The sequence below is a fragment of the Microbacterium sp. lyk4-40-TSB-66 genome (genome assembly GCF_030209475.1).
GTDB lineage: Bacteria > Actinomycetota > Actinomycetes > Actinomycetales > Microbacteriaceae > Microbacterium.
Window position 1 is genome coordinate 608,411 of record NZ_JARVRW010000002.1, and the last position, 24,194, is coordinate 632,604.

Consider the following 24,194-nt stretch of genomic DNA (forward strand, 5'->3'; position numbering starts at 1 on the left):
GAGCCCCGCCTTCCTCGCCGTTGCGCGGCTCACGCTAGCAGTGATTGACAACGTTGTCTCGCTACCCGCATACTGACCGTCGAGCGCAGAGCAGCGCCTCGACACCGACGTCTCGGAGACCCACACCCCATGTCGAAACCCCGCCTCCACCGCCTCTTCAACGCGAAGTCCGGCCGCGCGCTCGACGTCGCCGTCGACCACGGCGCGTTCCACGAGCACAACTTCCTCACCGGCATCGAAGACATGGCGAAGACCGTGGCGACGCTCGTCGACGCCGGGCCCGACGCCGTCCAGCTCACCCTCGGTCAGGCACCTCTGCTGCAGTCGGTCCCCGGCAAGCAGAAGCCCGGACTCGTGCTCCGCACCGACATCGCCAACGTCTACGGCGACCCTCTCGAGTCGCCGCTGCACAGCATCCACGTTCCGGATGCCATCGAGGTCGCCGTCCGCCTCGACGCGGTCGCCGTGTGCGTGAACCTGCTCGACCTGCCCGGTGAGCCGCAGGTGCGCGAGCAGTGCATCCGCTCGATCCTGGCGCTGCGCACCGACGCCGAGCGCTACGGGATGCCCCTCATGATCGAGCCGCTGGTCATGCAGACCAAGCCCGGTACCGGCGGCTACGGCGTCGACGGCGACACCGCAAAGATCGTCACCCTCGTGCGCCAGGCGCGCGAACTCGGCGCCGACCTCATCAAAGCCGACCCCACCGACGACATCACCGACTACCACCGGGTCATCCAGGCCGCCGGCGACACCCCGCTGCTGGTCCGCGGCGGGGGACGGGTCGACGACCGCACGCTCCTCGAGCGCACCCGGGCCGTCCTCGAGCAGGGCGCGCGCGGCATCGTCTACGGCCGCAACGTCATCCAGCACCACGACCCGGCCGGCATCACCGCCGCCCTGATGGCCGTCGTCCACGACGACGCCTCGGTCGACGACGCCCTCGCCCTGATCGGCGGTGCCGCGTGAGCGCGTCCGGCCCCCTGGCATCCGCGTCCATCCTCGGCAGCGCCCCGGCGGAAGGAGACCGCTCATGACCGGCGAGAAGGTCGGAATCGGCATCATCGGCGGCGGCCTCATGGGCCGCGAGATCGCCGCGGCCCTGCGCCGCTGGCCGGCGCTCATCGACCACCCGGCCGAGCCCGAGCTCGTCGCCGTGTGCGACATCAACCCGGCGGCCCTCGAGTTCTTCGAGCGCATCGACACCGTGCAGCTGACCACCACCGACCACCACGAGCTCCTCGCCGACCCGCGCGTCGACGTCGTCTACATCGCGGTGCGCCACGACCTGCACGAGCGGCTGTACGTCGACACCATCCGTGCCGGCAAGGCGCTGCTGGCCGAGAAGCCGTTCGGCATCGACCGCGCGGCCGCCGACGCGGTCGTCGCCGCCATCGACGAGACGGCGGGGTCGTTCGTTCGCGTGTCGAGCGAGATGCCGTTCTTCCCGGGTGCGCAATGGGCCGTCGACTACGTGAAGTCTGGCGCGCTCGGCCGCATCGTCGAGGCGAAATGCACGTTCCTCCACGCCAGCGACATCGACGTGAACAAGCCGCTCAATTGGAAGCGGCAAAAGCAGTTCTGCGGCGACGCGGGCGTGCTCAACGACCTCGGCATGCACACGTGGCACGTGCCGCTGCGCCTGGGATGGACGCCCGAGAAGGTGGTCGGCATCCTGCAGGACGTCGTCACCGAGCGCCCCGGTCCCGACGGCACCCCGCAGCCGTGCGACACGTGGGACAACGCCGTCATCCACTCGTGGGCCCGCCACGACGGCGCGCCCTTCCCGCTCACGACCGAGACCAAGCGCATCGCACCCGGGCAGAAGAACACGTGGGAGTTCGAGGCCATCGGCATGTCGGGCGGCGTGCGCTTCAGCACCAAGAATCCCAAAGAGGTGCAGGTCTTCGCCTTCATCGACGTCCCCGGGGTCGGCCGCGAGCAGAGCTGGCAGAGGGTCGACGCCGGCAGCCAGTCGGTGTGGCCGACGGTGACGGGCCCCAATTTCGAGTCGGGATTCTCGGATGCCATCCTGCAGATGTGGGCGGCCTTCCTGGCCGAGTACGTGGGCGAGCTCGGCGACGGTTTCGGCTGCGTCCGTCCCGAGGAGGCCGCGCTGACGCACCGCCTCTTCGCCGCCGCCATCGCGTCGCACGAGAACGGGACGTTCGTCGCCCCCGAGCTCTGAGCGCCACGACGGGTGCGCCGATCTCCTCGGCGCACCCGTCACCCCTCCCGGATTCCTCCGGCACCCGACCCCCTCCCTATGCTCGGAGATGCCGCACCCGACGGCATCCGAGGAGACTCATGCGCAAGACCGGCCGGCCCACGATGATCGACGTCGCCGCCGACGCCGGCGTGAGCCTCAAAACGGTCTCGCGCGTCATCAACGGCGAACCGAACGTCGATCCAGGCATGGCCGAGCGAGTCGCCGCCGCCGTGCAGCGCCTGGGTTACCACCGCAACGCCCTCGCCGCGAGCCTCCGCTCCGGCAGCCGCGACACGATCGGCTTCATCGCCGCCGATCTGTCGAACACCTTCTACATGGCCGTCGCCGCCGCCGTCTCCACGATCGCCGCCCGCGAGCGCATGCACCTCGTCATGGCGTCCAGCGAAGAGGATGCCGACATCGAGCGCTCCCTCGCCCTCGACCTGTGCCAGCGCCAGGTAGGGGGCCTCATCGTCGTCCCGACCGCCGACGACCACGCCTATCTGGCGCGCGAGGTCGAGCTGGGCACCCCCGTGGTCTTCCTCGACCGCCCCGGCAGCGGCATCCCGGCCGACGCGATCCTGCTCGACAACCGCGGAGGCGCGAGGGCCGCCGTGGCCGAGATGCTCGCCGCCGGGCACCGCCGCATCGCCGTCCTGCTCGACCGCCGCAGCATCTTCACGATGTCGCAACGGTGGGCGGGCGTCGAAGAGGCGTTCGTCGCCGCAGGGCGGACCCCCGATCCGGCGCTGGTCATCGACGGCCTCCATACCCCGGCCATGGCCCGTGACGCCATGCAACGACTGCTCGACGGCGACGATGCTCCCACGGCCGTCTTCTGCGCGAACAACCGCGTCACGATCGGTGCCCTCGAGGCCATCCTGCCGCGCGGCGCCGATGTCGCCGTCGCGGGCTTCGACGATTTCGAGCTGTCGCGTCTGCTGCCCCGACGCATCCGCATCGTCGACTACGACGTCGCCGATCTCGGCGCCCGCGCGGCGGAGACCCTGCTCGCCCGTGCCGCGACGCCGGCGACGGGTTCGCACACGCACCTCGTCCCCACGCGTCTGGTCGACCGGGGCGGCATCCGCTGATCGTCCCGGGCGGGTGAGATCCGCCCCTCCGCGGGTGATTTGAAGGGGGCGTTCGGGCCCCTTCGCTCCGGCCGAACCCGCGAGACGGCAAGACTGAGAGGTCACCCGCCGTCCCCCCGAGGTCCTTCATGCGCAGTCCCGTTCCGCCCGGTCACGGGTGGATCCCGATCGCCTACGGCGCGCTCGACGTCAGCGGCTCCGCCGACTTCGCGGACGGAGCCGAGGTGCTGGTGCTGCCGACGCGGCCGGGTGAAGCCCTGTGTCTCGTAGGCGAGGGCTCCGCGCTCTGGCGACGACTCATCACCTCGGCTCCCGCGGCACCGGCGTCGTTCACATCCGACGAGAACGCCGTCCTGGCGCATCTGAGCGACCTCGGCCTCGTCGCGATGGCGGCGTCGCACCCCGCGCAGGTCACGGACCTACGACCGCCGACGCTCTCGTCGCCGCTGCACGAACTCGTCTACGCCCTCGTCGCCCGCGTCGCGGCGCACCGGGGCATCGCGTGCGTGTTCACCAAGGGTCCGGCGCTCCGCCTCCAGGGACTCCGTGAACGCGAGCACTCGGGCGACGTCGACCTCTGGTGCGATCCCGCTCGCGTCGGCGAGCTCGCCGACGCACTCGTCCCGTGGGGCTGGGATCCGGCGCCCGACCCCTGGCGCGGTACATCGATCCATCACACGGCGACGCTCACGCCACGACGGTGGGGGTGCGAGATCGACGTGCACCGACGCTTCCCGGGGCTGGTGCTCGACGACGAGCGGGCCTTCGCGCTCGTGCTGCGCGACGCCGTCTCCGTGCGCTTCGCCGCCGTGGACGTCCTCGTCCCCGCTCCCGCCACGCACGCCGTGCTGGCGGCCCTGCACGCGGTGCGCCCCGTGATCGGTGCGGGCCCGCGCACCCCCGGCGCCTCGGCCTCCGCCCGGGGTTTCCTCTCCCGTGCCGACGGCAGCGTCGCGCGGGCGCGCGAACTCGGCGCCGTCCCGGTCCTGCGCGAGGAGCTCGAGCCCCTCGCCGAACCCGGCAGCCTCGACGCGGATGCCGCGGGTACCCCGCGCGATTGGGAGTGGCGGCAGCAGCCCGACCACGTCCGTGCGTATTGGATGGCGATGCGCGCGGTGTCCTGGCCGGTACGGGTTCGACTGGTCCTGCGATTCGTGTGGCCGCCCGACGACGTCGCCCTGGCCTCCGCCCGTCACGCGGGCCACGCCGCCACCACCCCGCGGCGAGCGCGGTGGATCCGCCTCCGGCGCGGCATCCGGGACTGGGTGAGGCGGCGGCGCTGAATCCCGTGCGCCTCGACGCCCCTCCCGGGTGACCGCTCCGCTCGCGCGGGCGAAGCCGATGGTGAACGCACGCGGCGAGCCGACGGCCGGCGACGGGGAGCCTGCGAGCGACGCCACCCGCGGGGGTGCGTTCGCGTTCGAGCGGCGGTGTCCTTCACCCCCGAGGTTGGCGCCCGCCCCCGCGCGCCCGCGACCGCGTCGACCGGCATCGTCGTGCACTCGGAGTCTCGAGCGGGCACCCGGCGCGCGCCTCCGACCGGCGATCCGCGACGCCACCGGCGCGATGTCGCCTCCACCGAGAGGATCCGATGCCCCCGACCGCCCCTCCTCGCCGTCTCCTCTGATGGCGCGCTGCCTGGTCATCGGGGCCAACGGCTTCCTCGGGTCCCGCCTCACCGACGCCCTCGTCGCCGCCGGCCACGAGGTGACCGCGTTCGATCGCTTCAGCCGCGGCACGCGCGCCTTCTCGTCCACCGACCTCACCGTCGTCGCCGGCGACTTCCTCAGCGTCGCCGACCTCGCCGCCGTCGTCTCCGGCCAGGAGTACGTCTTCCACTTCCTGTCCACCACCACGCCGGCCACCGTCGATGCGGACCCCACCATCGACCTGCGCACGAACGTCCAGCAGAGCGTCGAGCTGCTCGCGCTGTGCGCGCGCGCCGGCATCCATCGCCTGTTCTATGCCTCGAGCGGCGGGGCGATCTACGGTCCGCAGCCGGGCGCGACGTTCGTCGAAGACGCCCCCGCCGCCCCCGTCTCGCCCTACGGCATCGGCAAGCTCGCGGTCGAGCGGTACATCGACTACTACGCCGCGACAGCCGGGCTCGCCGCCGTGTCGCTGCGCATCTCGAACCCGTACGGGGCGAACGCGAACCCGTCGAAACGGCAGGGCGTGATTCCGATCACCCTCAATCGCATCCTTCGCGCGGAGCCGATCGTGCAGCTGGGCGACGGGTCGATGATCCGCGACTACATCCACGTCGACGATCTGATCCGGCGCATCCTGCGCATGGTGGAGGCCGAGCCCCGGCATCGCGTGTACAACCTCGGCAGCGGTCAGGGCACGACCGTCGCGGAGGTGCTCGCGACCGTGCGAGACGTCGTCGGACGCGACTTCCCGGTGCGCACGGCGCCCAAGCCCGCGACCTTCGTCGACCACGTCGTGCTCGACGTCACCCGCTTCGTCGACGAGTTCGGCGCCGACGACGACCTGTCCCTGACCGAGGGCATCGCCCGCACCTGGATGGAGATGACGACCGCATGATGCGCGTGCTGCACGTGACCGAAGCGATGGGGAGCGGCGTCCTCAGCGTCGTCGACAGCATCTCGCGCCGCCAGGCCGAGGCCGGCGCCGAGGTGCGCGTGCTGTTCCTCCCGCGCCCCGAGACCCCGTCCGACGAGGCGCTGCGCGCGCGGTTCCACCCGGATGTCGAGCTGACCCGGCTGTTCACGGGCTCGCGTCTCGGCGACCTCCGCGCACTCCGCCACGCGATGCGCGACGTGGATGACGTCGACGTGGTGCACGCGCACTCGAGCTTCGCGGGGGCGATCGTCCGTCACGCGCTCCGCGGACGCCGAGACCCCGCCACGGTCTTCTACTCGCCGCACGGTTTCGCGTTCCTTCGTCTCGACCTGCCCTCCGTCGTCCGCGCCGCACTCCGTCTCATCGAGAGGCGCCTCACCCGCCACTCGACGCTCATCTTGACGTCGCCGTCGGAATTCGACCTGGCGCAGTCGGCCCTGGCTCCCCCGCGCGCGCACCTGCTGCAGACCGGTGTCGCCGGCGACACCGTCTCGCGGCGTCCGCGACGCCCCGACCGCATGCGGCGACCGGTGGTGGGCATGGTGGGCCGGGTCACCCACCAGAAGGCCCCCTGGCGTTTCGCCGCCGCCGCGCGGGCGCTCGACGATCGCGCCGACTTCGTCTGGATCGGCGCGGGCGCACCCGACGACGAGACGAGATGGTTCGCCGACGCTCCGGTGCGCGTGACCGGCTGGGTCTCCCCGCAGGAGCTCGCCGCGCACATCGACGGCCTCGACGTCCTGCTGTTCCCGTCACTGTGGGAGGGCATGTCGCTGTCGCTGATCCAGGCCCAGGCCCAGGGCCTGCCCGCCGTGGTCTCCGACGTCGTCGGTAACCGCGACACGGTGGATGACGGGGTCACCGGGTTCGTCCGCAGCACCGACGAGGGACTCATCGCCGCGACCGCCCTCCTCCTCGACGACGCCGGACTCCGCGAGCGCATGTCCGCGGCCGCGCTCGAATGGGCACGACGCACGCTCACCGATGATCGGGTCGGCGTCGATTCGCTCGCCCTCTACGCCGCAGCCCTCGCCCCGCGGGAGCGGTCCTCACGATGACCCTCGTCAACGCCCGTTTCCTCACGCAGCACACCACCGGCATCCAGCGCTTCGCCACCGAAATCACGCGCGAGCTCCTCTCGCTCCGCGACGACGTGACGCTCGCCGTCCCACCGGGCGAGGTCGACACGGCCGGTCTCGACCCCACCCGCATCGTCACTGTCGGCCGCTCCCGGGGTCACGCGTGGGAACAGATCGATCTGCCGCTCTTCGCCCGACGGCGCCGCGAGCTCCTGGTCGACCTCGCGAGCACGGGGCCGACGTGGTACCGGCCGCAGATCTCCACGCACCACGACATCACCTACATCCGGCATCCCGAAAGCTTCGGCCGTCGCTTCCGCGCCGTGTACGGCATCGTCGTGCCGCGCCTGATCGCCCGCAGCGAGGGTCTGCTGACGGTGAGCGAGTTCTCCCGCGGCGAGATCTCCGACCACTTCGGTGTCGACCCGGCACGGTTCACGGTGGTCCACAACGGCGCCGACGCCCGCTTCCACCCGGGCGCGAGTCCGGGCGAGGGCGCCACCGGTCGCCCCTATCTGCTCGCGGTGTCCTCGCCCAACGCGCACAAGAACTTCGCGCGAATGCTGGGGGCGTTCGAACGCTTCGCCGCGACGCACCCCGACATCGAGTTGCGCGTGGTCGGCAGCCAGACGAACAGCTTCTCGCGGCAGCGCTACGACGGCTCCCACGACCGGGTGCGTTTCCTCGGTCGCGTCGACGACGACGAGCTGACGGCGCTGTATCGCGGCGCGATCGCCTTCGTCTTCCCCTCGCTCTACGAGGGGTTCGGCATCCCGCCGCTCGAAGCGCAGCAGTGCGGGTGTCCGGTGATCGCCGCGCGCGCGGCCTCGCTGCCCGAGGTGCTGGCCTCGTCGGCGGTGTACGTCGACCCCTACGACGAGGCCGATCTGGCCGACGCGATGTCGCGCGTCGTCGACGATCCGACCCTGCGCGCGTACCTCGTCACGGCGGGTCTGGCCAACGCCGCGCGGTTCTCGTGGCGCGCCTCCGCGCAACGGGTGTCCGACGTGATCGACGAGGTGCTCACCGCCCGCGCGAGTCCGCCCGTCGCAGCGGTCGGCCCCGTCAAGGCCCCGGCGCGACGGCATCCGGATGCCTAGCGTCGGGGCATGACCTCCGATCGCGACCAGTTCACTTTCGACAACCCCGTCACCCGCTACGCGCGCGTCGAGCCGCCCCTGCAGCACCAGCCCGAGCCCGGCGTGCAGGCCGACATGACGCCCGTCCCCGACCTCGGCGAGAAGACCTACCGCGGCCTCGGCCGCCTGGTCGGGCGGAAAGCCCTCATCACCGGCGGAGACTCGGGCATCGGTGGCGCCGTGGCCATCGCTTTCGCGCGCGAGGGCGCCGACGTGGCGATCGTGCATCTTCCCGACGAGCAGCGAGACGCCGATCACGTGCTCGCGCAGATCCGGGATGCCGGGCGCACGGGCGTCTCGATCGCGCTCGACATCACCGAGGCGGCGGCGTGCCGGGAACTCGTCGACCGCGCTGCGGAGGCGCTCGGCGGCCTCGACATCGTCGTGAACAACGCCGGGAAGCAGGTCATGGTCGACAAGGTCGAAGACCTGGACGACGAGCAGTTCGAGGCGACCTTCCGCACCAACGTCTTCGCCCCGTTCTGGATCACGAAGGCAGCGCTCGCGCACCTTCCCGAGGGCGGCACCATCATCAACACGGCCTCGCTCGAGGCGTACGTCCCCGCCCCCGACCGGCTCGACTACGCCGCCACCAAGGCCGCCATCAACAACCTGTCGAAGGGGCTCGCGCAGCAGCTCGCCCCGCGCGGCATCCGTGTCAACGTGGTCGCCCCCGGACCCACCTGGTCGGCGCTGCAGGTGAGTCAGGGCGTGTCCGACGACCAGATGGAGCACTTCGACGACGAGAGCACCTACCAGCGGGCGGGGCAGCCCGCCGAGATCGCCCCGGCGTTCGTGTTCCTCGCCTCGGCGGAGTCCAGCTACGTCTCGGGCGAGACGCTGAACGTCAACGGCGGCATGGTCACGCCGTAGCACCCGTCCGCAGCGCCCCGGTCCGCCCCGTGCGGCCCGGGGCGCTCGTCACGCATCGTCCGGCGTCCGTCGCGTTCCGAACTCCGGATTTTCCGATGGCAACCTACTCGCCGCGGACGATCAGACCACCCGCAGCTCCCTCTCTCCGGAGTTCTGCACACCTTCCGGCCGCACCGATGACCCACCGACGCCCGCTCTTGCGCAAATCACCTCGATCCGCAAGCGACCCCTGTGGAGCCCGACCGTGCGAAACGGTGAGGGCATGCCCGAAGAAACTGCTGGAATCCTCGACGAGGCACCCCCCACTCTTTACCTGCTCCACGCGCTCGGCGCGAGCGCCCGATCCTTCGACCGCCTCGCCGAGCGTCTCGACGGCCGCGTGCGCGTCGAAGGCATCGATCTGCCCGGCTTCGGTTCGCTCGCCGAGGCCTCCGACTCCTCGATCGCCGCCACGGTCGACCACGTGATCACGCACCTCGCCCGGCACGCCCGCGGTCGCTGGGCCCTCGGCGGGCACAGCATGGGCGGCAAGATCGCCGCCCTCGTGGCCTCGCGCGTCCTCCGCGGAGACGCGCCGCTGGTCGGACTCGCGGGCATGGTGCTGATGGCGCCGTCGCCCCCGCGTCCCGAGCCGATGGACGAGGAGCGCCGCGAGCGCATGCTCTCGTGGGTGTCCGACGGAGTCCTTTCCGATCAGGATGCCGACACGTTCCTCGACCAGAACACCGCCGAGCCGCTCGACGCCGCAGCTCACGACCTCGCCCGCGAGGATCTGCAGCGCACCGCCCCCTCCGCGTGGCGGGCCTGGCTCGAGACCGGCAGCCGCGTCGATGCCTCGGCCGAGGTCGGCACCCTCGACCTCCCCGTCCTCGTGCTGGCCGGCACCGACGACGACGACCTCGGCGCGGCCGCTCAGCCGGGCCTCCTGGCATCCGTCTATCCGCGCGCCCGTTTCGTCACCCTCGACCGCACCGGTCACCTCATCCCGCTCGAGCGAACGTCCGAGGCCGCGGAGGCCATCGCCCACTTCGTCGGCGACGAGGTACTGCCGGGCCCCGTCGTCCCCGCGGAGTGGGCGGCGCTCATCGCGGGTGACCGCGTCGATGCCCGCGTGCGCGGCATCCTGAATCTGCGCGCGGTGCCCGACGACCGCGGCTACGCGCCCGTGGTCCTCGATGTCGCGCAGCTCACGCTGCTCCGTGAGATCGCCGACCTCGTCGTGCCGCAGGACGGTCCCCCCATCGACCTGGCCGCTCGCGTCGACGCGCAGCTCGCGCGCGGCGAGGGCGACGGGTGGCGCAACGCCGACCTGCCGCCCGACCCCGAGGCCTATCGCGCCGGACTCGACACCCTCTCCGGCGTCTGGCCGACCGACCCGTCGGCGCGCGAGGAGGTGCTCCGCGCCGCGATCGAGGGATCGACGGATGCCGCCGGTCCCCTCGACGCGGCACGGGTCGAGCTGTGGCTCGAAGACGTCCGCAACGACCTGGTGCGCCAGTGGTTGGCGCACCCCGCGAGCATGGCGCGCGTCGGGTACGACGGCTTCGCGACCGGGGGCAGCCCCATGCGCGGATACGTGGAGCTCCGACTCGGACGCCGCGAAGACTGGGAGCCCGCCGACGTCGGCGGCACCGTAGCGACGGGAGACGCGGCGTGAACCTCGACCAGATGCGCACATTCGGCACCGACGAGACTGTCGACGTCGTCGTGATCGGGACGGGCGCGGGAGGCGCTCCCCTCACGTCCGAGCTGGCGAAGAAGGGCCTGAGCGTCGTCGCGATCGAAGCCGGCCGGCACTTCGCCCTCGACGACCTCACGCCCGATGAGACCGAGGCCGTCGAGATCAACTGGATGTCCGAGCGTCTGAGCGGGGGCGACGACCCCACCGCGTTCGGGCCGAACAACAGCGGCCGCGGCGTCGGCGGATCCATGCTGCACTGGGGCGCCTTCACCCCGCGCCCCGACCGGCGCGACCTGACCCTCCGCACTGAAACCGGCGAGGGGCGCGATTGGCCCGTCGACCCCGACGAGCTGCTGTCGTACGTCGAGCGCGTCGAGGGCGACATCGGCGTCTCGGGTCCGACCCCCTACCCGTGGGATCCGACCCGCACATACGCCTACGCCCCGGCGAAGCGCAACGCCCCGGCGAACCTCGTCGCGAAGGGCTGCGACGCCCTCGGCATCCGCTGGGCCGACGCCCCCGCCGCCGTCCTCACCCGTGCCCGCCTGCAGGACCACCACGGCGAGCGCGGCGCGTGCGTGAACTGCGGCGAGTGCCACCAGGGGTGCCGGGTGGATGCCAAGGCCTCCACGGCGAACACCTACCTTCCCGCGGCGGTCGCGGCCGGCGCCGAGATCCGCGCCGAGGCGATGGTGCACGCGATCGAGCTCGACGCCCGCGGGCACGTCGCCGCGGTCGTGTACCGCCAGGCCGGTGTCGACGTGCGCCAGCGGTGCCGGTCGCTCGTGCTCGCCGGCGGCGGGGTCGAGACACCTCGGCTGCTGCTGCACACGGGTCTCGCGAACGACAACGGCCAGGTGGGGCGCAACTTCCTCGCGCACGGTGCGACGCAGGTGTGGGGCCGCTTCGACGAGCCGGTGCGCGGACATCGCGGCTATCCGTCGTCGCTCATCAGCGAAGACATGATGCGCCCGGCCGACGCCGATTTCGCCGGCGGTTATCTCGTGCAGAGCCTCGGCGTCATGCCGCTGACCTTCTCGACGACGCTCGTGCGCGGCGGAGGTCTGTGGGGCCCCGATCTGATGCAGCGGCTCGACCAGTCGCGGTTCATGGCGGGCATTGGCATCAACGGCGAGTGCCTGCCGTCCGACGACAACCGGCTCACCCTCGTCGACGAGACCGACGAGTTCGGCATCCCCCGCGCGCGGGTGACGTTCTCGGCGGGGTCGAATGAGAAGGCGATGGACGCCCACGCGACGGCGTTCATGCTGCGGGTGATGGAGGCGGCGGGTGCCCGCGAGACGATGGTGCTGGCCCGCACGGCCCACACGATCGGCACGTGCCGCATGTCGACCGACCCGTCGGACGGTGTGGTGGATGCGGACGGGCGCTCGCACGAGATCCCGAACCTGTGGATCTGCGACAACTCGGTGTTCCCCTCGGCGATCGCCGCGAACCCGGCGCTGACCATCATGGCGCTGTCGCTGCGCACCGCCGATCGGTTCCTCGCCTCCGCCGCGGCCTGAGTGGCGTCGTCCGTCCCGCCGCGCGCAGGTGCGGCGGGACGGTGGCACGCGTCCCGCTCCTGCGTCCGCGCGAGAGCATCCGCTCCGGACGACCCGCAGCATGCGCTGGGTCCCGTCCGTCGTGGCCCGCTCAGCGGACCCGGTCCGCTCCGTGCGTCGAACACGGGAGAATGGATGCCATGAAGCTCGAGCACCTCGTCCGGTTCGCCGCCCTCGCCGAGGAGCTGCACTTCCCGCGCGCGGCCGAGAAGCTGCGCATCCCGCTCGCCTCGCTGTACACGACCGTCGACAAGCTCGAGGAGCAGGTGGGGCAGCCGCTCATCTCGCGCACCCCGCCGACGCAGCTCACCCCGGCCGGCCGCCTGCTGCTCGAAGAAGCCCACCTCCGCATCGCCGATGCGCCTCCCGCCGCGCCGCGACAGAAGGCCCCCGGCGGAGGAAAGGCGAAGGCCAACAAGGGCAAGGGGCGCGCCCCGATCGTGAAGGGCGAGCCGAAGCCCTACAAGAAGCGCCAGGGCCGCTGAACCCCGCCGCCCGCGTGGACGCGATCGCTACGCATGAACGCGATCGGTGCGCATAAACACGCCGGCGTCGTGTTTCCACGCACGAATCGTGTTCATGCGTGGTCGTCCACCGCGACGTTCAGAGCTCGGTGACGACCCCTGCCTCGACGCGCCAGCGGCGGTCGGTCTGCACCGCGGCGAGCATCCGCCGATCGTGCGTGACCAGCAGCAGCGTGCCCGTGTACGACTCCAGCGCCTGCTCGAGCTGCTCGATCGCGGGCAGGTCGAGGTGGTTGGTCGGCTCGTCGAGCACGAGGACGTTCACACCGCGGGCCTGCAGCAGCGCGAGGCCCGCGCGCGTGCGCTCCCCGGGCGACAGCTCATCGACGGGGCGGGTGACGTGGTCGGCCTTCAGCCCGAACTTCGCCAGCAGCGTCCGCACCTCGCCCGCGTTCATCTCGGGGACGAAGCCCTCGAAGGTCTCGGCCAGCGGACGCCCGCCGACCAGCAGCGACCGTGCCTGGTCGATCTCACCGATCGCGACACTGGAGCCCAGCGACGCCGATCCCTCGTCGGGAGTTTGACGGCCCAGGATGCCACGCAGCAGCGTCGACTTACCGGCACCGTTCGGCCCGGTGATGCCGATCCGCTCCCCGGCGTTCACCTGCAGCGAGACCGGTCCGAGTGTGAAGTCGCCCTGCCGGAACACGGCGCCCGACAACGTCGACACGACCGAGCTCGACCGCGGAGCCGAACCGATCGTGAACTCGAGCTGCCACTCCTTGCGCGGTTCCTCGACCTCGTCCAGGCGGGCGATGCGGCTCTCCATCTGCCGGACCTTCTGGGCCTGCTTCTCGCTCGACTCCACCGACGCCTTACGACGGATCTTGTCGTTGTCGGGTGCCTTCTTCATCGCGTTCCGCACACCCTGACTGGACCACTCGCGCTGCGTGCGGGCGCGCGAGAGGAGGTCGGCCTTGGTCTCGGCGAACTCCTCGAACTTCTCGCGCGCCTGACGGCGCAGCGTCGCGCGCTCCTCGAGGTAGGCGTCGTATCCGCCGCCGTACACGCGGTGCGCGTTCTGCGCGAGGTCGAGCTCGAGCACGCGCGTGACCGACCGGGCGAGGAACTCGCGATCGTGGCTGACGAGCACGACCCCGCCCCGCAGGCCCTTCACGAACGTCTCCAGCCGCTCGAGGCCGTCCAGGTCGAGGTCGTTCGTCGGCTCGTCGAGCAGCGCGATGTCGAAGCGCGACAGCAGCAATGCCGCCAGGCCCACGCGCGCGGCCTGTCCTCCCGAGAGCCCGGTCATGAAGGCGTCCGGTCCCACTTCGAGCCCGAGATCCGCGAGCACCTGCGGCATCCGCTCGTCGAGGTCCGCCGCACCGCTCGCGAGCCACCGCTCGAGGGCCGTCGCGTAGGCGTCGTCCGCCCCCACGGCGTCGGGATCGCCGAGTGCCAGCGCGGTGGCATCCATCTCGCGCGTCGCTTCCGCGGCGCCGGTGCGCCGCGCGATGTAGGCGGCGACGGTCTCGCCGGCGACGCGCTCGTGCTCCTGAGGCAGCCACCCGACGAACGCGTCCGACGGCGCGAGGCTGATCGACCCGCCCTGCGCTTCGTCGACTCCGGCGAGCAGGCGCAGCAGGGTCGATTTGCCCGCACCGTTCGCGCCGACCACGCCGATCACGTCTCCCGGTGCCACCGTGAGATCGACGCCCTCGAACAGGGTGCGGTGTCCGTATCCGCCGGCGAGGTTCTGGGCGACGAGCGTGGCGGTCATGCCCCTAGTCTTCCAGCCCCGGATGCCACCTCCGGAGCGCCACGGGTCACGGCGGCCCGCCGAGCATCATCTCGTTGGATGAATCGCGAGACTGTGAGAGCGCAGACCGCGACGAACAGCACGGGCAAGCACACCGCCAACGTGGATGGCAATCCGGCCAGGAAAGCCTCGTCGCTGTCGCGATACGAATGCGTTGCGCTCACCGCCAGGACCGTCCAACCGACGGCGATGAATGTCGCTGCGCTGGCACTGATGCTTGCGGCGCCTGGACGGAGCCGAACGCGCACCGCACGAACCCGCAGACAGACCCAGACCAGCGCGGACGTCGCCCCCCACGACGCTCACCGCCAAAACGATTCCGGGCACGGAATCCGACAACGAGTCCCGCAGGAGAAGGTCGGTCAGCGGTGCGAGGGCGGCGCTCACCGCGGCGGCCAAGATCACCGCGACATAGATCAAGGACAGCCACCACCTACCCGGCTGGTCCTCCCCCGCATGGGTGCGCACACCCCCCTCCCCCCTCCCGCCGCTTGGACGGGACCGCAACGAGAATACCGAGCGTCACCGCGCCCGCGGGTGAGCCGTCGCGTACACGTCCCGCAGGGCATCGACGGTGACGTGCGTGTAGATCTGCGTCGTCGCCACCGAGGCGTGCCCGAGAAGCTCCTGCACGACGCGCACGTCGGCTCCACCCTGCAGCAGGTGGGTGGCGAACGAGTGCCGCAGCGTGTGCGGCGACACGTGGGAGGTGAGCCCCGCTCGCTCCGCCGCGGCCTGGATCACGAGCCACGCGCTCTGTCGTGACAGCGGCGCTCCCCGCACGCCGAGGAACAGCCGGGGCGTCGCCCGACCCTTCACCGCGAGGGCCGGCCGCACCCGCGTCAGATAGGCCTCCACGGCCGCCCGCGCGTACGAGCCGACGGGGACGATGCGTTCCTTGTCACCTTTGCCCCGCACCCTCAGCAGGTCTCCATGCGCGGTGTCGTCGACGTCGAGCTGCACGATCTCCGACACCCGCGCGCCCGTCGCGTACAGCAGTTCGAGCAGAGCGCGATCGCGGACGGCCGACGGCTCGGCCGCCGAGGCGTCGAACGACCCGGGTGCCGGCCCCGCGGCATCCAGCAGGTCGGCGACCTGGGCGATGGTCAACGCCTTCGGCAGGCGGCGGGGGGCTTTGGGAGGGCGCAGGCGACCGCTCGGGTCGGCCTCGACACGCCCCTCGCGCACGAGGAAGCGATGCAGGCCCCGCACAGACGATTGCAACCGCGCGAGCGACGAGGACGCGGGCGCGGGGACCGCCGACGCCCGCTCGGCCGCGAACTCGGCGATCAGCCCCGGCGTGACGGCCTCCACCTCGGTCACGCCCCGCGCGCCCAACCATCCGCCGTACACCGCCAGGTCGCGGCGATACGCGGCGACGGTGTGATCGGAGAGCCCGCGCTCGAGCGCGACGTGTCGGAGGTAGGTCTCGACCGCGCGCTCGAGCTCCACGTCAGTGGGTGGCGGCCTCGCGGCGCAGCACCTCGGCCGCGGCGAGCACGCCCGTCGCGAGGATGCCGTTGCGCAGACGCCCCGCCAGCACGCCGTCGATCACGTCGGCGAGGAGCACCCGCTCGACCCGCATGTCGGACTCCTCGTGCTCGCGCTCGTAGTCGGTCTCGACCGCACGCAGCGAGCGGGCGAGGAAGACGTGCACGATCTCGTCGTTGCCCCCGGGCGTCGTGTGCATCGAGATCAGGTGCTGCCAGCGGTCGGCCTCGAGGTCGACCTCCTCGGTGAGCTCGCGCTTCGCCGTCTCCAGCGGTGGCTCGCCGTCGACGTCGAGAAGCCCCGCGGGGATCTCCCAGTCGCGTTCCTTGATCGGGTGCCGGTACTGCTGGATGAGCACGACGCGCTCATCGTCGTCGATGGCCACGACGGCCGCCGCCCCCGGGTGGTCGACGTACTGCCGTGTCATCTCACCGTCGCCGTATCGCACGGTGTCGCTGCGGACGTCCCACACCGCCCCCTCGTAGACGAGGTCGCTCGCGATGACCTCGAGGTCGACGCCTTCGTCGCGCAGCTCCTCCACGTCAGTCCTCCTCGTCGTCGAACAGCTCGCTCGAGCGGTGACGTTCGAGCGCTGCGCCCACGAGTCCGCGGAACAAGGGGTGCGGGGCGGTCGGGCGGGAGCGCAGCTCCGGGTGCGCCTGCGTGGCGATGTAGTAGGGGTGCACGTCGCGGGGCAGCTCGACGAACTCGACGAGATCGAGGTCGGGGTTGAGCCCCGAGAAGACCAGACCCGCGTCGCTGAGCTGCCGACGGTAGGCGTTGTTGACTTCGTAGCGGTGACGGTGGCGCTCCGAGATGCGGTTCGCATCGTAGAGCTCGGCGGCCAGCGACCCGTCGGCGAGGTCGGCCGGGTACAGTCCCAGTCGCATGGTCCCGCCGAGGTCGCCGCTTTCGAGGATGTCGACCTGCTCGGCCATCGTCGCCACGACCGGGTGCGCGGTGTCGGGGTCGAACTCGCTCGACGACGCGCCCTCGAGGCCGGCGACGCTGCGCGCGTACTCGATGACCATGCACTGCAGGCCGAGGCAGATCCCGAGCGTGGGGATGCCCTGCTCGCGCGCGAATCGCAGCGCCCCCAGCTTGCCCTCGATGCCGCGGATGCCGAACCCGCCGGGCACGATGATGCCGTCGACCGCGCCGAGCGCTTTGGCTGCGCCCTCGGGGGTCTCGCACAGGTCGGAGGGGATCCACGTGATCTTCACCTGGGTCTCCTGGCCGAATCCGCCGGCCTTGATGGCCTCGGTGACCGAGAGGTAGGCGTCGGGCAGGTCGATGTACTTGCCGACGAGGCCGATGGTGACATCGTGCTTCGGATTGTGAACCGCCTGCAGCACCCGCTGCCAACGCGACCAGTCGACGTCTGCGGCCTTGTCGATGCCGAGCGCGTCGACGATGTAGGCGTCGAGTCCCTGGTCGTGCAGCATCGTGGGGATGTCGTAGATGCTGGGCACGTCGATGGCGTTGACGACGGCGTCTTCGTCGACGTCGCACATGAGCGCGATCTTGCGCTTGTTGGACTCGGTGACGGGGCGGTCGCTGCGCAGCACGAGGGCGTCGGGCTGGATGCCGATCGAACGCAGCGTCGCGACGGAGTGCTGAGTCGGCTTCGTCTTCTGCTCGCCCGAGGCGCCCATGAAGGGCACCAGCGACACGTGCACGAAGAAGACGTTCTTGCGGCCCAGTTCATGGCGGATCTGGCGCGCGGATTCGATGAAGGGCTGCGACTCGATGTCGCCGACCGTGCCGCCGATCTCGGTGATGATGACGTCGGGCTGGGGGCTCTCGCTCGCCTGCAGGCGCATACGGCGCTTGATCTCATCGGTGATGTGCGGGATGACCTGCACGGTGTCGCCGAGGTACTCGCCCCGACGCTCGCGGGCGATGACCTGCGAATAGATCTGGCCGGTGGTGACGTTGGCCGCCTGGCTCAGCTCGATGTCGAGGAAACGCTCGTAATGCCCGATGTCGAGGTCGGTCTCGGCGCCGTCGTCGGTCACGAAGACCTCGCCGTGCTGGAACGGGTTCATCGTGCCCGGATCGACGTTGAGATACGGGTCGAGTTTCTGCATCACCACGCGCAGGCCGCGTGCGGTCAGAAGATTGCCGAGGCTTGCCGCCGTCAGGCCTTTTCCGAGGGAGGAGACCACTCCTCCGGTCACGAAGATGTGCTTCGTCGTGAAGGTTCTGCCGTCTGAATGTCCCGCGTCCGAAGTCTGCATCACGGGCTTCGATCCTATCAGTCGCGTCGGGGAGTCGTCTCGCAGTCTGTCACCCGCCCGGCGACATCCGCATCACCGCGTGATGACGATCCGGGGTCGATCGCCGGATCAGCCGACCCCGCGACCGGTCGCCAGCAGCTCCCGTGCGTGGGTCAGTGCGGCATCGGAGTCGCTCAGCCCCGAGAGCAGCCGCGCCATCTCCGCCTCCCGCTCGGCGCCGTCGAGGCGTCGGACACTGGATGCCGTCACCGCACCGTCGTTGCCCTTGACCACCGTCAGGTGGTTGCCGGCGAAGGCGGCCACCTGCGCGAGGTGCGTGACGGCGATGACCTGCGACGATTCCGCGAGGCGCGCGAGACGGCGTCCCACCTCGATGGCCGCCGCTCCCCCGATGCCCGCGTCGACTTCGTCGAACACGAACGTCGGCACGGGGTCGACGCCGGCGATGACGACCTCGATGGCCAGCATCACGCGACTGAGCTCACCGCCCGAGGCACCGCGCGACACCGGTCGCGGATCGGCGCCGGGGTGCGGCGCGAGCAGGATCGACACGTCGTCGCGACCGTGTCCGGCGGGGGCGGCGGGAGCCACCTCGACAGTGAGCTTCGCGTCGGGCAACGCGAGAGCGTGGAGTTCCTCGGTCACGGCCGCGCCCAGGCGCTCCGCGGCGGTCCGCCGCACGGAGGTCAGGGCCTCGGCGGTGATGTCGAGTTCCGCGGCGGCGGCGTCGCGCTGCGTCTGCAGGCGCTCCAGACGGTCGCCGTCGTCGTCCAGTTCGACCAGTCGCGCCGATCCGGTCGCGAGAAGGGCGATCGCGGCATCCACCGATCCGTGGGTTCGGGTGAGGCCGGCGAGCACACCGCGACGTTCGTCGACCGCGGCGAGTTCGTGGGGCCCCGACTCGTCGAGGTCGGCGAGGTACCCCGACAGCGCGACGGCGGCATCCGTGGCGCGGTAGCCCAGGTCGGCCACCTGTTCGCCGATGGCCGCGAGGGCATCGTCGCTGGCCGCGATGCGCTCGAGAGCACGACGAGCCTCGGCCAGCAGAGACACCACGTCGGGCGCGCCGTCGTCGTTCGACAGGGCCGCGTGCGCGGTGTCGGCCGCCAGGCGCAGTTCCTCGGCGTTCGCGAGGCGGTCGGCGCGGCGGGCGAGCTCCTCGTCCTCACCGGCGACGGGGGCCGCGGCCTCGATCTCGGCGATGGCCGCTCGCAGCTGCTCGGCCTCCCGTGCGCGCCCGTCGCGATCCGCGGTGAGCGTGGTGAGTTCGGCGTCCAATGCCCGCCAGGCATCCCAGGCCGAACGGTAGGCGGCGCGCGCCGAGGCCACGGGCTCGCCCCCGAAGCGGTCGAGCGCGTCACGCTGCGCCGACGCCGACTTCAATCGCAGTTGATCGGACTGCCCGTGCACGACGACGAGGTCGTCGGCGAGGTCCGCGAGCACTCCGGCCGGCGCGGTCCGACCGCCGACGGTCGCACGTCCCCGGCCCTCGCTCGACACCGTACGCCCGAGGTACAGCTCCGCAGACCCTCCGCCGACGGGCTCGACATCGCCGCCCGCTTCGCGCACCCGAGCGGCCACCCGACCGTCCTCGGGCACGAGCCAGACCCCCTCGACGGCGGCCTGGGCCGCACCCGAGCGAACGGCGCCGGAGTCGGCGCGCTGGCCGAGCAGCAGACCGAGCCCGGTCACGACCATGGTCTTTCCCGCTCCGGTTTCGCCCGTGATCGCGGTGAATCCGCGTCCGATGGGCAAGGTCGCGTCGGCGATGACGCCGAGATCGCGCAGGCGCATCTCTTCGATCACGCGGCACCCCCCGGCATTCCGCGCCAGCCCGTCACCGGGAGGCGGAACTTGCGAACCAGACGCTCGGTGAAGACGGCCGGGTGCAGGCGGGCGAGACGCACGGGCCGCGACGACCGGCGCACCACCACACGCGCACCGGGCGGCAGCTCGTGCGAGCGTCTCCCGTCGCACCAGAGGATGCCGCTCCCGCTCGTGCGCTCGAGCACCTCGACGGCGACGCTCGCGTCAGGACCCACCACGAGCGGTCGGGCGAAGAGTGCGTGCGCCGACAGAGGCACGACGGCGATCGCCTCGACCGTGGGCCAGACGATCGGTCCCCCTGCGGAGAAGTTGTACGCCGTGGAGCCGGTGGGCGTCGCGATGACGACGCCGTCGCACCCGAACGACGACAGCGGCCGCCCGTCGACGGCCATCACGACCTCGAGCATGCGCTCGCGGCTCGCCTTCTCGACGGTCGCCTCGTTCAGGGCCCACGTCTCGAAGATGACCCGGTCGTCGGCATCCTGAATCTTCACCGCCAGGGCGAGGCGCTCCTCGACCGTGTAGTCGCGGGCGATCACGCGACGCACGGCGTCGTCCATGTCGTCGCGTTCGATCTCGGCGAGGAAGCCGACGTGTCCCATGTTGATGCCCAGGATGGGCGCGGTCCCGCCGCGCACCATCTCGGCCGCGCGCAGGATGGTTCCGTCGCCGCCGAGCACGATGGCGAGCTCGACGTCCTCGATGCTCACGTCGACGCCGAGCGTGGCCACACCCTCGAGCGTGACACGCTCCGCCAGCTCGGGTCGGTCCTCGGCCGACACCACGGGAGTCGCGCCGGCCGCACGGACCGCGGAGATGATGCGCTCCGCGGCGTGGACGGTGTCATCACGGCGCGCGTGGACGACGAGGAGGATTCGGCGATCGCTGGGGGTCATCGGCTTCCGGTCAGTCGGGTCACGGTGCTCTCCCATTCTGAGGGGTCGCTGCCGTGGGTGGCCGAGAACCACGCGACGTACTCCTGGTTGCCGTGGGTTCCGACGATCGGCGACGCGATCAGACCAGCGGTGCGCAGTCCCGCATCCCATGCGGACCACAGCACGCCGTGCACCGCGTCGGAACGCAGCGCCGGGTCGGTCACCAGTCCGCCCTTCACCGCGGTGCGGCCCACCTCGAACTGCGGCTTGATGAGCAGCACCGCGTCGGCGCCGGGCGCGGCGGTGGCGACGACGGCGGGCAGCACGTGGGTGAGCGAGATGAATGAGAGGTCGCCGGTCACCACGCGGGGGCGCGTCTCGATGCCCGTCGCGGCGGCGAGGGAGTCGGCGGTCATGAACCGCACGTTATACCCCTCCACCGATACGACGTCGGGATCGGATGCCACGACGGTGGACAACTGTCCGTGGCCGACGTCGACGGCGAGGACCGGACGCGCTCCGCGCTCGCGCAGCACCTGGGTGAAGCCCCCGGTGGACGCACCGAGGTCGAGCGCGACCTGCCCGTCGACGGCGATGGAGAACGCGTCGAGGGCGGCGATCAGCTTGTGGGCTCCGCGACTGACGTAGTGGTCGGCTCCGGCGACCTCGAGCGCGCTCGACTCGTCGACCTGCGCCGAGGCCTTCACCACCGGACGACCGTCGACGCTCACGAGGCCCCCCGCGATGAGCTGGGCGGCGTGGGTGCGCGAGCGCGCGAGTCCGCGGGCGGCCAGCTCGGCGTCGAGGCGCGGGCTCACGACCGCGCCGCGACCGACGCGTCGGTCGGGGCCGAGGCGAGTCGTCGCGCGAGCTCGTCGTGCACCGCGGCGTACGCCTCCGCGCGGGTGTCGAGCGGTTGCGCCTCGATGAGGCGCACACGATCGATCAGCTCGGGCGCGGCATCCGGGGCGGTGCTGTCCGACATGGATGCCATGCTACCGACGTCAGCGCCCGCGGAAGGGGTCGGCGTAGAGCTGCTCCGGCACGCGGAAGCCGAAGATGGCGCGTCCCGACTCCCAGATGGCCGCAGCTCCCGCGCGCAGCAGGTCGATCTGCCGGTCCCCCTGCGACACGATGCGCAGGTCGACGCCGTCGATCTCCACGATCGCGTCGCCCACGCGCGTGCGCGCGCCTTTCACGATCGTCGCCGGATACGGCTCGAACAGCTGACGCAGGTCTTCGACGATGTAGTCGGGGCGCTGCGACGGAATGGCCGCGAGCACCTGCTTGGGCCGATCGATCCCCGTCAGCACCAGCACCGACGGCATGTCAGCCGTCCGCGCCCCTTGGATATCGGTGTCGAGACGATCGCCGATGAACAGCGGCGCCTGAGCACCCGTCCGAGCGACCGCCACGTCGAAGATGGGGCGTTCGGGCTTCCCGGCGATCGTCGCGAGACGACCGACAGCGGTGTGCACGGCCGACACGAGGGTGCCGTTTCCGGGAGCGATGCCGCGGGCCTGCGGGATCGTCCAGTCGGAGTTCGTCGCCACCCAGGGAATGCCCCCGTCCTCGATCGGCGTCGCGAGCGCGTAGGCGGCCTCGGCCAGCTGTGCCCAACCGACCTCGGGCGCGAAGCCCTGGACGACTGCGGCCGGCGCGTCGTCGGCGCTGCGCGTCACCACGAACCCGGCCTTCTCGACCTCGACGACGAGACCCTCCCCGCCGATGACGAGGAGCGTCGAACCGGCCGGTACGAGGTCCTTCATCAGGCGCATCGCGGCCTGGGGGCTCGTCGTGACGTCGGACGCCTCCACGTGGAGCCCCAGCGAGGACAGGTGCTTCGCGACGGAGGCATCCGTGCGGGAGGCGTTGTTGGTGATGTAGCCGAGGCGCCTCCCCTCGGCTTGGGCGCGGTTGAGACTGTCGACGGCGTGCGGCAGGGCGCCCGGGCCGGCGTAGACGACGCCGTCGAGGTCGGCCAGCACGACGTCGATCCCGTCGAGCGGAGTCGCCTCCGGCTTGGTGCGCCCGAAGATCACCGCTCGCCCTCGCGGTCGGCGGCCGGCTCGTCGACGTCACCCGAGGGTGCTGCGACGGAGTCGTCGTCCCCGCGCTGTTCGCTCTCGGAGACGTCTTCGGGATCCGTCGACCCGACGATCTCGTCTTCGTCGTCCCCCGCGGGGATGAACTCGTCCTCGACGTCGACGACATCGGCGACGGGGATGACCCCGGATGCCACGTCGACGCCGCCCTCGTCATCGATGAGTTCGATCTCCTCGACGACGATTACTTCACGGTCCGCGACACCGGACGCCGCATCCAGGGCGTCGGAGGCGATCTGGGCACGTCGTTCCCACTCCTCGGCCTCGTCATCGCGACCGAGCTCTTCGAGCACGGCCGCTCGGGCGGAGAACAGCGCCGGGCTCCACTCGAACGCGCGATCGGGATCGGCCTCGGGGATCTCGAGTTCCTGGAGTGCGCGTTCGGTCTCACCGAGGTCCAGCCGCGCACCCGACATCGCGATCGCGAGCTGGACGCGTACCGGGACCGACAGCTTCGAGCGGTCCACGGCACGGCCCTCCTCGAGAGCGCGGTCGGGTCGGCCGACGCCTCGCTCGCTGTCGACGATCAGCGGCAGCTGCTCATCGGAGCCGGTGATGCGGCGGTGCGTGCGGAGCTCCCGCAGCGCGAGGGCGAAATCGCCCACGGCATAGGCGGTGATCGCCACGGTCTCGCGGACGACGCCGACACGGCCCGCGCTCCGCGACGCCGCCAGCGCATGCTCGTGGGCGAGCTCCGGTTCGTCGTCGATGAGACGGGCTGCCATGGCGAGGTGACGCGCCACATTCTCCGCGTTGTCCTTGCTGAGGGTCTTGAGCTCGTTCCGCGCGGCGCCCGGAAGGTCCCACGCGGTGATCTCCTCCGGGATCTCCGGTCCGCGTTCGCGCCGGTCCTGGGGCGGTCGCGTCGCGCGGGAGTCCTCGCGGTCGAACCGGCGGGGAGCGCCCGCACCGGGGCGACGATCGCCGGACGGCCGGCGGTCATTGCCGGCAAACCCGCGCGAGTCGCCCTCACGGCGGGGACGACCGGCGCCGCCTCCGTCGTTTCGGAACGGCCGATCACCCGAACGTGGCGGGCGCGAGTCGTTGTCCCGACGGTAGGGGCGATCCCCGTCCCGCGGCGGACGCGAATCATTGTCCCGACGGTAGGGGCGATCCCCGTCCCGCGGCGGACGCGAATCATTGTCCC

Annotated in this window: 21 protein-coding genes; 11 read left to right on the forward strand and 10 right to left on the reverse strand. The window is 71.5% G+C overall.

Annotated features, from left to right (window positions below):
- Positions 1-129: 129 nt before the first annotated feature.
- From QRO03_RS05015 to QRO03_RS05065, 11 genes are all read left to right on the forward strand, one after another.
- The gene (locus QRO03_RS05015; protein ID WP_285136414.1) at positions 130-969 is read left to right on the forward strand and encodes a class I fructose-bisphosphate aldolase; all 840 of its coding nucleotides are present in this window, start codon (positions 130-132) and stop codon (positions 967-969) included.
- Between the two features lie 64 nt (positions 970-1,033).
- Positions 1,034-2,188, forward strand: a complete 1,155-nt coding sequence (locus QRO03_RS05020; protein ID WP_285136415.1) for a Gfo/Idh/MocA family protein — start codon at positions 1,034-1,036, stop codon at positions 2,186-2,188.
- 119 nt (positions 2,189-2,307) lie between these two features.
- Positions 2,308-3,303: a LacI family DNA-binding transcriptional regulator gene (locus QRO03_RS05025; protein ID WP_285136416.1), complete on the forward strand. Its 996-nt coding sequence runs from the start codon at positions 2,308-2,310 to the stop codon at positions 3,301-3,303.
- A gap of 128 nt (positions 3,304-3,431) precedes the next feature.
- Positions 3,432-4,586, forward strand: a complete 1,155-nt coding sequence (locus QRO03_RS05030) for a nucleotidyltransferase family protein (protein WP_285136417.1) — start codon at positions 3,432-3,434, stop codon at positions 4,584-4,586.
- 343 nt (positions 4,587-4,929) lie between these two features.
- A complete protein-coding gene (locus QRO03_RS05035; protein WP_285136418.1) occupies positions 4,930-5,850 on the forward strand; it encodes an NAD-dependent epimerase/dehydratase family protein in 921 nt (306 codons plus the stop codon).
- Entirely contained in the window at positions 5,847-6,947 is a 1,101-nt protein-coding gene (locus tag QRO03_RS05040; RefSeq protein ID WP_285136419.1) for a glycosyltransferase, read from the forward strand. The genes QRO03_RS05035 and QRO03_RS05040 overlap by 4 nt, the downstream gene beginning before the upstream one ends.
- A complete protein-coding gene (locus QRO03_RS05045; RefSeq protein ID WP_285136420.1) occupies positions 6,944-8,068 on the forward strand; it encodes a glycosyltransferase family 4 protein in 1,125 nt (374 codons plus the stop codon). The genes QRO03_RS05040 and QRO03_RS05045 overlap by 4 nt, the downstream gene beginning before the upstream one ends.
- A gap of 9 nt (positions 8,069-8,077) precedes the next feature.
- The gene (locus QRO03_RS05050; protein ID WP_285136421.1) at positions 8,078-8,980 is read left to right on the forward strand and encodes an SDR family oxidoreductase; all 903 of its coding nucleotides are present in this window, start codon (positions 8,078-8,080) and stop codon (positions 8,978-8,980) included.
- 262 nt (positions 8,981-9,242) lie between these two features.
- The gene (locus QRO03_RS05055) at positions 9,243-10,637 is read left to right on the forward strand and encodes an alpha/beta fold hydrolase (protein WP_285136422.1); all 1,395 of its coding nucleotides are present in this window, start codon (positions 9,243-9,245) and stop codon (positions 10,635-10,637) included.
- An 11-nt stretch (positions 10,638-10,648) separates the two neighbouring features.
- Positions 10,649-12,187, forward strand: coding sequence for a GMC family oxidoreductase (locus QRO03_RS05060; protein WP_285136423.1), 1,539 nt, complete (start codon positions 10,649-10,651; stop codon positions 12,185-12,187).
- A gap of 179 nt (positions 12,188-12,366) precedes the next feature.
- Positions 12,367-12,711, forward strand: coding sequence for a LysR family transcriptional regulator (locus QRO03_RS05065; protein WP_144785893.1), 345 nt, complete (start codon positions 12,367-12,369; stop codon positions 12,709-12,711).
- 118 nt (positions 12,712-12,829) lie between these two features.
- Here the strand turns inward: QRO03_RS05065 and QRO03_RS05070 are convergent, their stop codons facing one another.
- The 10 genes from QRO03_RS05070 to QRO03_RS05115 all read right to left on the reverse strand — a co-directional run bounded on the left by QRO03_RS05070 (position 12,830) and on the right by QRO03_RS05115 (position 23,772).
- On the reverse strand, positions 12,830-14,470 hold the full coding sequence (locus QRO03_RS05070) for an ABC-F family ATP-binding cassette domain-containing protein (protein WP_285136424.1): 1,641 nt from the start codon (positions 14,468-14,470) through the stop codon (positions 12,830-12,832).
- 561 nt (positions 14,471-15,031) lie between these two features.
- Entirely contained in the window at positions 15,032-15,961 is a 930-nt protein-coding gene (locus tag QRO03_RS05075) for a site-specific tyrosine recombinase XerD (protein WP_285136425.1), read from the reverse strand.
- A gap of 1 nt (position 15,962) precedes the next feature.
- The gene (locus QRO03_RS05080) at positions 15,963-16,541 is read right to left on the reverse strand and encodes an NUDIX domain-containing protein (protein WP_285136426.1); all 579 of its coding nucleotides are present in this window, start codon (positions 16,539-16,541) and stop codon (positions 15,963-15,965) included.
- Between the two features lies 1 nt (position 16,542).
- Positions 16,543-18,240: a CTP synthase gene (gene pyrG / locus QRO03_RS05085; protein ID WP_285136453.1), complete on the reverse strand. Its 1,698-nt coding sequence runs from the start codon at positions 18,238-18,240 to the stop codon at positions 16,543-16,545.
- 108 nt (positions 18,241-18,348) lie between these two features.
- Entirely contained in the window at positions 18,349-20,046 is a 1,698-nt protein-coding gene (gene recN / locus QRO03_RS05090; protein WP_285136427.1) for a DNA repair protein RecN, read from the reverse strand.
- Positions 20,043-20,963, reverse strand: a complete 921-nt coding sequence (locus QRO03_RS05095) for an NAD kinase (protein ID WP_285136428.1) — start codon at positions 20,961-20,963, stop codon at positions 20,043-20,045. The genes recN and QRO03_RS05095 overlap by 4 nt, the downstream gene beginning before the upstream one ends.
- Positions 20,960-21,760, reverse strand: coding sequence for a TlyA family RNA methyltransferase (locus tag QRO03_RS05100; RefSeq protein ID WP_285136429.1), 801 nt, complete (start codon positions 21,758-21,760; stop codon positions 20,960-20,962). The genes QRO03_RS05095 and QRO03_RS05100 overlap by 4 nt, the downstream gene beginning before the upstream one ends.
- Positions 21,757-21,927, reverse strand: a complete 171-nt coding sequence (locus tag QRO03_RS05105; RefSeq protein ID WP_285136430.1) for a hypothetical protein — start codon at positions 21,925-21,927, stop codon at positions 21,757-21,759. Before QRO03_RS05105 ends, QRO03_RS05100 begins: the two co-directional genes overlap by 4 nt.
- A gap of 19 nt (positions 21,928-21,946) precedes the next feature.
- The gene (locus QRO03_RS05110) at positions 21,947-22,984 is read right to left on the reverse strand and encodes an HAD-IIA family hydrolase (protein WP_285136431.1); all 1,038 of its coding nucleotides are present in this window, start codon (positions 22,982-22,984) and stop codon (positions 21,947-21,949) included.
- The gene (locus QRO03_RS05115; protein ID WP_285136432.1) at positions 22,981-23,772 is read right to left on the reverse strand and encodes a tetratricopeptide repeat protein; all 792 of its coding nucleotides are present in this window, start codon (positions 23,770-23,772) and stop codon (positions 22,981-22,983) included. Before QRO03_RS05115 ends, QRO03_RS05110 begins: the two co-directional genes overlap by 4 nt.
- Positions 23,773-24,194 lie beyond the last annotated feature (422 nt).